The following is a 12,796-nucleotide window of genomic DNA, read 5'->3' on the forward strand; positions in this document are numbered from 1 at the left end:
AACTTTATTTATGGGAGGAGAAAAAGCAGGGATGAACCACCAGGGAGCTTGGTTGGGCAGAAGTCTTCGCGGCATGCTCATAATAAGTTTAATTGTAAGCGCATTCATAACATGTGTGCCCGTTTCCATTTACGGCGCATCGGCAGAGGAGGATACTAACGGAAACCCGGCCATCGAAGCGAATAACACCGGGGAAGCCGGCGTGGAGGGACAAACAGTTGACGCAAAAAACGTAGAAGCGGCACGTCTGGAAATTTCGCCAAACCCGATCACGCTTGAGGCGAATACGTCGCTTACCCTCACAGCGAAGGGGTATGGCACGGACCAAAGCGAAGTCGATGTTCCGCAGTCGGAGGTCGGTTGGAGCATTAAATCGGAAAGCACGCCCGGAATCGGAACGTTGAACGGCGCGACGCTGACGGCAGGGGATCAGTCGGCTTCCGGCGTCATCGAAGCGGTGTACAACGGTCTGACCGCGGAAGTTGAAGTGAATGTCGTGGCTCCGGCGGCGATGGCGGCTGCGGGCACCGAATGGTCCAGGGTATTTGAAGATTTTGAAAACATCGATGACGTGAGGGTCACTTCCGTGAGGGCGAATTCCGCGGTGCTCGACCAGGTTCAGCGTCCTTTCCCCGTCAAATACGGCCTTTCGGCAGGCAGGCTGAAATACGATTTTACCAATAATGACGGAACATCCGCGGCTTACATACGATTTAAAAATCCCGACGGAAAAGACGGCCGCGATCTTCCAGGCAAGCCGAAAAAAATCGGCTTTTGGGTGTATGGCGAAGATAAGCAGCACTGGATCCGCGGACAGGTGCAGGACAGCTTGGGCAAGCAGTTTACGCTTGATTTTACCAACAGCAGCGATGTGTTGAACGGCTGGCGGTATGTAGCTGCCGATGTGCCCGATGGGTCCGAGCCGCTGAAACTCAACTATATTTATTTGGTGGAGACCGGCACAAAAAGCGCAGGCACGCTTTATGTCGACCAAGTCAGCGTCGTTTATGAGAACACCAATATATTTGGTGTTGAATGGTCAGGGGTCAAACCGCTGAAGATCGGAGATACAGCGCAAGCCGGCGTTCTGGTCACCCGAAAAGGTGACGTTGATCCGAAGCCTGCGGAAAGCGGCAGCGTCACGTTCGCAAGCAGTGACGAGTCGGTGGCGACGGTGGACGCAAATGGTCTGATTCATGCGCTTGCTGCCGGGGAAACCGATCTGACAGCCACATATCAAAATAAATACCGCGCCGTATACCGGCTGGCCGTATCCCAGAATCCGGTCGTGCCGGACCGGCTTTTGATTGAGGGACCGCTATCGCTCGTTCTGACCGAAACCGCCAACTTGAAGGCTTTTGCCGTCTATGGCGGAGGAGAGCCGGTCGACGTGTCGGCGGAAGCCGTGTTTGAAATCGAGCCCGGCAGCGGCATCGCTGAGATCGCGGGGCGGCAGATTCGGGCATTACAGGTAGGTGAAACGACAGTGACGGCCAAATATGAAGGACATGAAGCAAGCTATAAGGTTCAGGTGAAAGCCGGAGAACTGAAAAGCATCGAAATCGGAAACGTATTTTCCGTAATTATCGGCGAAAAGGCGCCTGCAGCGAAAGTGTACGGTGACTACAAGGTCGAAGGCAAAAAGGAAATTACAACAGGCATCACATTTGGCAGCACGAATGAAAAGGTAGCGGCCATCGATCCGGCGACAGGCCAAATCACCGCCAAGGCGCCGGGAACGACAACGATTACGGCCGAAGTGGAAGGCAAAAAGGCGCAGCAGCTCCTTGTCGTGACGAATCCGGCCGCACACCCGAAACGGGAACTGCGCGGCGCATGGATTTCGACGGTAGAGAACATCGACTGGCCGACGAAAAACGTGTTTGATCCCGCGCAGCAAAGAAAGGATTTCGTGAAGCTGCTGGACGAATTGAAAAATACGGGGATTAACGCGGTGTTCGTGCAGGTTAGACCGACAAGCGACTCCTTTTTCCCGTCCGATTATTTCCCATGGTCGCATTGGTTGACGGGGGAACAGGGCAAAGCCCCGAGCGACGGGTACGATCCGCTCAAATTTATGATCGAAGAAGCGCATAAACGGAATCTCGAATTCCATGCGTGGATCAATCCGTACCGGATCAGCATGCATGACAATCCCGATTTGCTCGCGGCGAACCATCCGGCGCGCGTGCATCCGGACTGGGTCGTTAAAAACGGCGGTAAAATGTACTTTAACCCCGCGATTCCGGAGGCTCAGCAATACATCATTAACGGAGTCAAAGAAATCGTCCAAAAATACGACGTCGACGGCATCCATATGGACGATTACTTCTATCCGTATCCGGGAAGCGAGCCTTTTGACGACGCCAAGCAGTACAACGACTATAAAGCAGGCGGAGGCACCAAGTCATTGGGCGATTGGCGCAGAGACAACGTCAACGCCATCGTCGAAGGATTGAATGCGACCATCAAGAGCACCAAGCCTTACGTCAAATTCGGCATCAGCCCGTTCGGCATCTGGCGCAACAAAGCGACGGACCCGACCGGATCGGAAACAAACGGCCTGCAAAATTACGATGATCTGTATGCCGACACGAGAACATGGATGAAAAACGGCTGGGTGGATTACCTGGCGCCGCAAATTTATTGGCATTTCGGCAACCCGGCGGCAGCCTACGAGAAGTTGATCGATTGGTGGACCAAAGAAATCAACGGACAAAACGACAACTCCGGCAAACATCCTGTTCAGCTATATATCGGCCAGGCGGCTTATCGTGTGGGCGAAAGCAACTGGATGAATCCCGACCAGCTTCCTGCCCAACTGAGATACAATAACGACCAGGGCCTAAATGTATCGGGCAATATTCTATTCAGCACATCGGATGTGCTTCGCAATCCACTGGGGGTCAGGGACGAGATCGCATCGATGTATTCGCGTCCCGCGCTGGTTCCCGTCATGCCGTGGCTGCCGGACGAAACGCCGGCTGCACCGAAGCTGCTCAATGTCAAAGGAAAGAAAGGTACGATTGAAGTCGATTGGAAGGACAATGAGAAACAGAAACCGGCTTATTACGCGGTATACCGCATCAGCGGCAAAGGTTCCATCAATCCGAACGATACCTCGCAGCTGATCGCGACCGTTCGAAGAGTGGACGGAGTGAAACAAACATTTACGGATTACAGCGCCGTACCGGGTCAGGAGTACACCTATGCCGTCTCGGCGGTAAGCAGATTGCACAATGAAAGCGGGCTGAGCAACACGGTCTCCGGCCACGTGAAATAAGGCGGATGAATCCGGGAACGGGCGTTGCCCGGGAATTCGCAAATAATGGATCCGTGAAATCGGCGGGAGCATCAATAAGCTCCGGCCGATTTTTTTATGACGTAAATTGGCGAAGTACAATGACCCATATTTTTTATTCTTTGCGGGTTCACCTATTGACAGCTAACTTAATTTGTAATATCTTTACATTAAGATAAATGATTTGGATTAAATACTGCAGAAGGACATATACACCAATATATCTCGATATTAAGAATATTAAACATTAGAGGAGCTGAGAATAATGAACATGAAAACCGCAGGCATTCACCACATTACCGCATTTGTAAGGGATCCGCAGAAAACGGTCGATTTTTACGCAGGCGTACTTGGGCTTCGTTTGGTGAAACAAACGGTCAACTTTGATGCGCCGGAGGTGTACCACCTGTATTTGGGAGACGAACAAGGAACCCCGGGCACGATCATCACGTTTTTTCCGTGGCCTAGATCGCGTCAAGGACGCGTGGGCGGCGGTCAGGTCGGAGTAACGACGTTTGCGGTTCATAAGGGGGCGCTTGCTTTTTGGGAAAACAGATTGGCGGCTTTTGACATCCCGTTCGAAAAAACGTCGAGATTTTCGGAGACGTATCTTGCCTTCCGCGACGGGGACGGTCTGCAGCTTGAAATCGTGGAACGGGAAGCAGGTCCATTAAGCACGTGGAGCTTCGGCGGCATTCCTGCGGAGCGGGCGATTAAAGGTTTTGGCGGCGCGGTATTGTACAGCATGGAGCCCGGGCGGACGGCCCACCTGCTTCAGCAGGTGATGGGCCTGGAAAGAATCGGCCAGGAGGGAGCATACATCCGGTTCAGATCGTTTGGGGAGCTTGGCAACACCGTCGATGTTGTCGCGAACCCGGTGGAGCGGGGAACAGGCGGAGCAGGAACGGTGCATCATATCGCCTGGCGCGCGAAGGATGACCGTGAGCATGCATTATGGAGAGAGCATATGCTGGAGCATGGCTTTCAGACGACGCCGATCGTCGACCGCCAATATTTTCACGCCCTTTATTTTCGCGAGGAAGGCGGCATCCAGTTTGAAATCGCGACCGATCCGCCGGGCTTTGCGCGCGATGAAGAACCTGCCCGTTTGGGAGAAAAGCTGATGCTGCCCGAATGGTTCGAACCGCGCCGGGAAGAAATCGAAGCCAAGCTGACGCCGTTTGAAGTCCGGGAGCCGGAGGTGCCGCGCCGATGATGAAGTCCATCGATCCGCTGAACCAAAGCGAACGCGACAATTACAAGCTGCTGACCGGAAGCATCATCCCGAGACCGGTCGCTTGGGTAACTACACTGGCCGAAAACGGGAAAATCAATGCAGCGCCGTTCAGTTATTTCAACATTGTGACGGCGGATCCGCCCATGATTTCCGTGTCGGTTCAGCGAAAACAAGGCTCGCGGAAAGATACGTCCAGAAATGCGGTACGGGAAGGCGAGTTTGTCGTGCATATCGGGGACGAACTTTCGGTAGAAAAGCTGAACATAACTGCGGCCAGCCTGCCGCCGGATGAAAGTGAGCTGGAGCATGCCGGGCTGACGCCTGTTCCGAGCGACAACGTGCGCGTTCCGGGCATTGCCGAAGCGAAAATACGCATGGAATGCGTCCTTGAACAGGCGATACCGCTGGGAGGGACGCCGGATTCCCCGGCGGCGGATTTGCTGATCGGGCGCGTCGTCCGCTTTCATATCGATGAGTCCTTGCTGGATCAAGGCCGCATTCTGGCGGAGGCGCTAAAGCCGGTCAGCCGGCTGGCCGGCAGCCATTACGCCAAACTGGGAGAAACTTTTTCCTTGGAGCGGCCGAATTAAATTGAAGGGGGGGCGTTTCGGCTTACGGGGGTCGGCCTAAGAAAACGCAGGCAAAAGTCCACACCGAAAGACTGAAAGACCGAAAGAACCCGTTATTTTTTGAAATGCTTGTTTGTTCGCCTTATCTGCGTTCAAAAAACAGGTTATACTGAAAAAGGAAACTTGTACTAAAAACGAATCATGATAAGGGAGGACAAGTTACATGAGCTTGAAAGTCGCGCCGTATATCGTATTGGATGGAAACTGCGCCGAAGCGGTGGCATTTTATGAAAAGGTGCTGGGAGCAAACAACTTGGGGGTCCAACGTTTTGGCGATAAGCCGGACCTTGGCCATCCGATGCCGGATGAAGCGAAAGACCGCGTCCTGCATGCGGCACTCGAATTCGACGGCCAGATGCTTCTGTTTTCCGACACGTTTCCGGGGAATCCTTACAAGCAAGGCGATCAATTGACCATTGCCCTCATGACGAAGGATTTGGAGCGCTTGAGATCGATTTATAACGCACTTTCCGACGGCGGACAAGTTCACATGGAGCTGCAGGAAACGTTCTGGAGCCCGTCCTATGGCATGGTTCGCGACAAATTCGGCATTACCTGGCAGCTTAGCGGGGAAGCATCCGAAGGATAAAAACATGAAGAGGGCCGGCCCAGCCGGTCCTTTTTTCGATTGGACCTTTTTTATAAGGATCTCGCTAAGGATCCGGTTAAAACTTTACTTTTGGAGCAAGGGATGTCTTTGCATTGTCCGATCATAATCGAGGTGGGAAACGCACAAATGCCTGCAACCTTTTTTGGTCTGAACTGTCTTATATTCAAAAGCTTTTTTAGGGAAGGGAACGAAAGTCCATGAAGGCCAAATGGTTGGTTTCGTTGATCCTGTTCGTTGTGCTGGCAGTCGGCTGCAGCCATCCTAACCGTTTCCAAGTCGAGGGCAGGATCGAAAGCGTCGATGCCGAAAAGAACGTCCTCCACGTAAGCGGCTTTGAAGTAAAAGTAAAAAACGTAGAGGGATACCGGGTCGGGGATCACATCAAAGCCGTTTTGGAAAGCCCTTATGCCGACAAGGATGTGTACGATCCTGCCAGGACCAAAACCGTAAGCGTAGAAAAGGGTTCCCCGTGATGAAGTTTTCGGGAGGACCTACCCGGAAGTTCACATGACCCGCGGAGCTGCTGCACGGCGAATAAACCAGTTCCATTCTTAGAATCTTATATGTGGGAAGTTATCCTTTTGAAGGAACGGACGATTTTAAAGTAAACCGCCAGGGCTCAGGAACAGAGGCAAAGCCTGCCGGAGAATCGCATAAATTGGCGTCAATATAATTCATTGTTTACGAAGGGACGAAACATGTTGATATTGAACCTCATGCTGGCCATGGCTGTCTCATTCGGTACGGCTTCGGAAGTCGAGGAACCGGCCGATGTTAGCAAAATCAAATCCCACACCGACTTTAAACTGCTTTTGCCAAGCGGGAAACCTGCCAGCGATTGGAAGATGGAAGTGAAGTGGCCCTTATCCGCTCAGGTTTAATGAACCGATTCGAAATGTGAGATTGCATTATTTTGATAATAGGGGAGAATTCATGCTTGGCATCGAGCAGCATAAGGCTATTTTCCTTAACAAAACACAAGCCCACCGATAAAAAAGACATGTCCTTTCATATCTGTGCAAGTTAAAATGTAAGCGATTTCAAATATAGGATTTTGCGGAGAACTTCGGTACACTTTTGCAAAATCCTCATTTAAGAGAGGTGGGATTTTATTGATGGGCTCGATGAAAAAGCTTGGTTTCGGTTTCCTGGTCCTGCTGCTGATGCTTCCGGCCATGTCCGGCGGGAAGGAGAAAGCGTCGGCGGCCGCCGGTTCAGGCACCAACCTGGCACTTGGCAAAAGCGCGCAGGCCAGCTCCGGCAAAGCAAGCAACGCCGTGGACGGCGATCCTTCGACCGTCTGGCAGCCGCTGGCCGCGGACCGCGGGGACGATATGAACGTCTGGATTTCGATCGATCTCGGCGCCAAGGAAACCTTCAACAAAGTCATGATGCATCTCAACCGGGCGGATAATTTGAAAGATTATGAAATCCTCTACTCCGACGACAACGGCAGCTGGAATCAAGCTTACAGCAAAAATAAAGATTTGACCGCTACGGAGGCAGCGATGTTCGACGATGTAACAGCAAGATATATCAAGATTAATCTTAATTTGAGCAAAGATTTAAATGTACAGCTATCCGAGCTTGAGGTGTATAACAGCACGGAAGCGCCGGCTCCCGCCGGCTTGAAAAGGATTTATTTCACGGACGCAAGCGGAAAGGAGTACCCGAACAATGCCGAGATTCGCTTGAATAAAGGCGAGAAAGGCATGCTTGTCCTGAAGGGCGAGCTCGATTCCGGTCAAGAAGTGGATCTGACGCCTTACGCCAAGACGTTTGCAGCCACGACGCAGGATGTGAGCATCGATCCTTCGGGAGCGTTTACGGCCAACCAGGTCGGAGCGGCGCTTGTTCACGGCGTGGTGCAGACGACGAAGGAGCTGAAAACAAACGATTTTTGGATCGTGGTCGACGATCCGAACGTGTTTTTGGATGAAAAATACGTGATGAACTCCAAGCTGATCCACCAACATATCCAAAGCGAAATCGGCCAGCCGGCTCTGATTGAGCCGAAGGATGTTTATCCTTCCGTGTCGACCGTCTCCAACGTGGCCGGCACGCTGAGCGGCGAGCTGATTTACGGCGGCAAGGTCATTGCCAAGCTGGACCCGGTTGCCGTGGCGAAAGGGGAAGCCAAACAGTGGACGCCGGAGGGGACCGCGGATCAGAAAGGCCAGTATGAAATCCGGCTGACGATGGAGCAAGCAGGCAAACCGCCGGTGTACGACTCCTTCTACTTTACGGTATGGGATAAAAAGAGCATTCCAAAAGACCAGAGCCAAATCGCATTTCTTGGCGATGACGGCAAACTGGTGTACGTGAGCGATTACCGGGGCAATCAGATCCTCGATTTCTCGAACGTCGGCTACATGGGCGGCGGCGTGAAAATCCCGGACGTCAAGGTCAAAGCGACGGTCAAGCCGGGGGACGGGGACGACACGGCCCGCATTCAGGCAGCCATCGACGAGGTGTCCCGATTGCCGGTCGGCAAGGACGGTTTCCGGGGAGCGGTTTTGCTCAAAAAAGGGAAATACGAGGTCGGCGGCACGCTAAAAATTAATGCGAGCGGCGTCGTGCTTCGGGGTGAAGGACAGGATGACAAAGGGACGCTCATCTATGGCACGGGCGCGAATCCGCGCAACCTGATCGAAATCGGGGAAAATACCGGTCTCAGCATCGACAACGGCTCGATGAGAACGATTACCGATCTGTACGTGCCATCCGGTTCACGGACCTTCCGCGTTGATGATGCCAGCGGCTATAAGGTCGGAGATACGGTCGTGGTGCGTCGGGTCGGGGACAAAAACTGGATACATGAAATCGGCATGGATTACATTTACAACCGTCCGGGCGGCACGGTAACCCAGTGGTCGCCGTTTAATCTCGATTTTGACCGCGTCATCACGGCGATCAACGGCAACGCTATCACGGTGGATGCGCCTATCGCCAATGCCATCGAACAAAAATGGGGCGGCGGGCAAATGTTCAAATACACCGACAGCGCCCGGATCGAGCAGGTCGGCGTGGAGAATATGCGCGCGGACAGCGATTTCGATCCAAGCATCATGGATACGGTCATGGACAATGACACTACGGACCCGTATTATGCCGATGAAAAACACGCGGAACGTTTTGTTGTTTTCAACAGCGTCAAAAACGGCTGGGTGCGCGACGTGACAGGTTACCATCTGTCGTATTCGCTTGTTCAGATGAGCCGCAACTCCAAATGGATTACGGTGCAGGACAGCAAAATGTACGACATGGTCAGCATCATTACCGGCGGCCGCCGTTATGTGATCCATCAGATGGGGCAGCTGAATTTTGCGCAGCGGATTTATACCGAGACGGCGCGGCATGCGTTTGTCGTGGACAGCCGGGTACAGGGGCCGAACGTATTCCTGGACGGCAAGGCGGTTAAAAACTACAACACGAGCGAACCACATCACCGCTGGTCGGTCGGCGGCCTGTTCGACAACATCGATGCGCCGATTTCGATCCGCGACCGCGGCTGGTTGGGCAGCGGCCATGGCTGGGCCGGGGCCAACTACGTCTCCTGGAATACCGAAAACGAACTCACTTCGCAGCAGCCGCCGACGGCGCAAAACTACGCGATCGGACATGTGGGGCCAAAGGTGCCCGGTCTCGTGCCAAGCGATTACGATCCGCGACCGCGCAGCGAAGGTTACTGGGAAAGCCTCGGGAAACACGTGAAGGTGGAAAGCTTGTACAAACAGCAGCTGCTGGAACGTCTGGGGAAAAAAGCGCTGGACAATATCAAGCAATAGCTTCGGTTTTGTAAGCAAAGCTATGGATGCCGTTACTCGGTATCTGTAGCTTTCTTTTTCGTTCACACTAAGATAACTCGTTCTGGGATGGACTCTTTGCCTGGATTGCAAGGAATACGAAAACGCAACGTCGAATCAAAAGTAGAATAGGTTAAACGTATAAAAAGGAGCATACCCAATGGCTGATGAAAAAATAGTGATCGGCGCTGAAACAAAATACCCCCTCCATGGAATATTGACCCTTCCTAATGAAAATCACCGCTTGTTTCCCGCGGTCGTTTTGGTTCAAGGCTCCGGCCCAAGCAATATGGACGAAAAAATCGGAAATAATTATCCTTTTAAAGATATTGCCGAGGGCTTGTCGGAAAAAGGAATCGCAGTGCTGCGTTACGATAAGAGAACATTCGTATATGGCAAGGAAATGAAAAACGACACCGGGTTAACGGTAAAAGAAGAAACCATGGAAGATGCCATTCTTGCGGCTGATTTCTTGCGGAAAGATGCACGTATTGATTCAAGCAAAATTTTTATTTTAGGCCATAGTTTAGGAGGAATGCTGGCGCCTCGGATTGACGCGGAAGGAGGAAATTTTGCCGGATTCATTATTCTGGGCGGTTCACCGCGTAAACTGGAAGAAATTATAATGGATCAGAATCATCTTGTTTTAAACTCGTTGAATAAGTTTTTGAAAATGATTGCAAAGAAACAAATCGCAAAATTATCGTCCAGGTTTCAGAACATCTATAACCTTAGCGATGAGGAAGCAAAATCAACCGTAATCTTCGGGAAGCATTCCCGGGCATACTACTTTAAAGAAATGGGTGAACATCCATCTACGGATTATCTCAAAGTACTGAATAAACCCATACTGATTTTGCAAGGGGATAAAGACTTTCAGGTATCCGTAGAAAAAGACTTTAATGGTTATAAAAACTTGTTGGGCGATAAACCCAATGTAACGTTTAAACGATATGCGAACTTAAATCATTTGTTTATGCCTGCTGTTTATGGAGACATTCTTAAAGCCAAAAAAGAGTACAACGTTGCACAGCATGTCGATAAGCAAGTCATAAGCGATATTTCAGACTGGATTTTTTCAATATAAAGCTTATCGAAGGAATCATATAATGTGTATCCAATGGAGGTAGCACGTCACATGAGAAACGAGCAGCAATTTATGGATTTGCTCGTCGACTTCGCCGTCAATGATCCCCGGATCCGAATGGTGACGCTGGAAGGGTCGCGAACCAACGCCAACATCCCTCGGGATGAGTTTCAGGATTTCGATATTTCGTATTTTGTGACGGATATGGATTCGTTTAAAGCAAGCGATGAGTGGATGAACGTCTTCGGGGAACGCCTGATGATGCAAAAGCCGGAAGATATGGAGCTTTTTCCGCCCGAACTCGGCAATTGGTTTTCGTACATCATTCTTTTTGAGGATGGGCTTAAATTGGATCTGACGCTGATCCCGGTGGACGAAACCGATAATTATTTTGAGAGCGGCGACGGTTTGGTTGAAGTATTGCTGGATAAGGACGGTCTCGTCAAACATGACGTTTCTGCGAGCGACCGGCAGTATTGGATCCAAAAGCCGACCGCCAGGGAGTTCGACGATTGCTGCAACGAATTTTGGATGGTATCCACGTACGTCGTCAAGGGACTGGCCCGAAAAGAAATACTGTTTGCCATCGACCATTTGAACGAGATTGCCCGGCCCAATTTGCTGCGCATGATGTCCTGGCAGATCGGGACAGAGAAGGGCTTCTCTTTTAGCGTGGGCAAAAACTATAAATTCATCGACCGCTATCTTCCGCCGGAAGATTGGGAAAAGCTGCTGTCCACGTATGCCGGGCACGGTTACGCAAGCATGTGGCAATCCTTGTCGGTCTGTTATGAGCTGTTTCGAAAATATTCCAAAATGGTCGCCGCAAGCCTGGGATACGACTATCCGGATTATGACGCGGCCATCACCGGCTACACGGAACGGATTTATGCAAAATCTAACACTCCATGACAAAGATCGATAAAAGTGCTATGCTGAAATAGAAAGAAAACACAACTTTTTTTCGATGAGGGAGATTGAAAAATCTCTACGATTTCATGCGGCTTCTTTTTCTGAAAGAGGCTGCTTTTTACGGAAAAGTTTGTGAAAAATATCATTTGTTCGGTGGCTTTGTTTTTGCGCCGAATCCATATTCCCGAAAGAATAGGGGTATCCTTAGAAGAAAGGAGCATCGGTGAACATGCTCAAGCAATTTCGAAAAGCTTCCCGGTTCGGCGTCGTGCCGGTCATGCTCATCCCGGTTGCACTCGGGGCGCTTGGCGCTTTCGTATGGGACGGCGTGTTTAACGTCTGGCTGTTCCTGATTACGCTTGTCGGGGCTGCGGCGGCGCATTTGTTTTCCAACATGATCAACGACCTGTGGGATTACAAAAGCGGGACGGATACCGCAGCGAAAGAAACGGTGGACGCCGTATCGACCAACTCCGGGTTTTTGACCAACCAGGTGTGGAGCGTCCGCAAGTTTGCGGCCGTCACTTGGGGGTTGTTTGCGTTGGCGGCCGTTTGCGGCATCGTGCTGGCGATCTATTCCGGCATCTGGGCGTTTGTTTTCGGAGCACTTGGCGGGCTGATCGCCTACTTTTACGTGGCGCCTCCGCTGAAGTTCGGTTACCGGGGAAAAGGGTACAGCGAAATCGCGATCCTGCTTTCCTTCGGCGTGCTTCCTGTGATGGGGGCCTATTACGTGCAGACTTCCCATTTGGATCTGAGGGCATTGCTGCTTTCGCTGCCGATCGGACTTTTGACGACGCTGATTTTGTTCAACCACCATTTCCTGCATTGGCAGGCCGACCGTCAGGCGGGCAAACGCACGCTGGTCGTCGTGTGGGGCGAGAAGCGGGCTTTGGCGTTTTCCAGGTATCTTCTTTTCCTTGCCGCCGTCATGCTGATCGTCAGCGTACTTGCCGGAGCGCTTCCGGTTTACGGGCTGCTGGCTTTGCCGGCCATGATCCCGCTGTACCAGGTATACGGCAAGCTGAAGCCGCAAAACAGCTCTCATGCTTATTTGCCTTTGATGGGCGCATCCGTCAAATCGGCGCAGTTAAGCGGCCTGATTATGATCGTGTGCCTTGTGATTCAAGGACTCATCTGATGACAAGATCGGTTATTGGCGATTTCGCCCGCCGGATTTTTAATATTCTAACCGCAAGCAGAAAGGAAGTCTT

10 protein-coding genes are annotated in these 12,796 nt (G+C 51.6%); all 10 read left to right on the plus strand.

Annotation, left to right across the window (positions count from 1 at the left end; translation table 11 throughout):
• Positions 1–31 precede the first annotated feature (31 nt).
• The 10 genes from RJP21_RS20870 (at position 32) to RJP21_RS20915 (ending at position 12,723) form a co-directional block, all read left to right on the plus strand.
• Positions 32–3,283, plus strand: coding sequence for a family 10 glycosylhydrolase (locus tag RJP21_RS20870; RefSeq protein ID WP_310861019.1), 3,252 nt, complete (start codon positions 32–34; stop codon positions 3,281–3,283).
• A gap of 283 nt (positions 3,284–3,566) precedes the next feature.
• On the plus strand, positions 3,567–4,517 hold the full coding sequence (locus RJP21_RS20875) for a ring-cleaving dioxygenase (RefSeq protein WP_310861020.1): 951 nt from the start codon (positions 3,567–3,569) through the stop codon (positions 4,515–4,517).
• Positions 4,517–5,128: a flavin reductase family protein gene (locus RJP21_RS20880; RefSeq protein ID WP_310861149.1), complete on the plus strand. Its 612-nt coding sequence runs from the start codon at positions 4,517–4,519 to the stop codon at positions 5,126–5,128. The genes RJP21_RS20875 and RJP21_RS20880 overlap by 1 nt, the downstream gene beginning before the upstream one ends.
• 202 nt (positions 5,129–5,330) lie before the next feature.
• Entirely contained in the window at positions 5,331–5,756 is a 426-nt protein-coding gene (locus RJP21_RS20885) for a VOC family protein (protein ID WP_310861021.1), read from the plus strand.
• A 218-nt stretch (positions 5,757–5,974) separates the two neighbouring features.
• Positions 5,975–6,250, plus strand: a complete 276-nt coding sequence (locus RJP21_RS20890; protein ID WP_310861022.1) for a hypothetical protein — start codon at positions 5,975–5,977, stop codon at positions 6,248–6,250.
• Between the two features lie 225 nt (positions 6,251–6,475).
• Positions 6,476–6,658: a hypothetical protein gene (locus RJP21_RS20895; RefSeq protein WP_310861023.1), complete on the plus strand. Its 183-nt coding sequence runs from the start codon at positions 6,476–6,478 to the stop codon at positions 6,656–6,658.
• Between the two features lie 234 nt (positions 6,659–6,892).
• On the plus strand, positions 6,893–9,565 hold the full coding sequence (locus RJP21_RS20900) for a discoidin domain-containing protein (RefSeq protein WP_310861024.1): 2,673 nt from the start codon (positions 6,893–6,895) through the stop codon (positions 9,563–9,565).
• 178 nt (positions 9,566–9,743) lie between these two features.
• The gene (locus tag RJP21_RS20905; protein WP_310861025.1) at positions 9,744–10,670 is read left to right on the plus strand and encodes an alpha/beta hydrolase family protein; all 927 of its coding nucleotides are present in this window, start codon (positions 9,744–9,746) and stop codon (positions 10,668–10,670) included.
• 51 nt (positions 10,671–10,721) lie between these two features.
• Positions 10,722–11,582, plus strand: a complete 861-nt coding sequence (gene ant(6), locus RJP21_RS20910) for an aminoglycoside 6-adenylyltransferase (RefSeq protein WP_310861026.1) — start codon at positions 10,722–10,724, stop codon at positions 11,580–11,582.
• A gap of 223 nt (positions 11,583–11,805) precedes the next feature.
• The gene (locus RJP21_RS20915; RefSeq protein WP_397386251.1) at positions 11,806–12,723 is read left to right on the plus strand and encodes a prenyltransferase; all 918 of its coding nucleotides are present in this window, start codon (positions 11,806–11,808) and stop codon (positions 12,721–12,723) included.
• Positions 12,724–12,796 lie beyond the last annotated feature (73 nt).

The organism is Paenibacillus sp. VCA1, assembly GCF_031583795.1.
GTDB lineage: Bacteria > Bacillota > Bacilli > Paenibacillales > Paenibacillaceae > Paenibacillus_AQ > Paenibacillus_AQ albilobatus.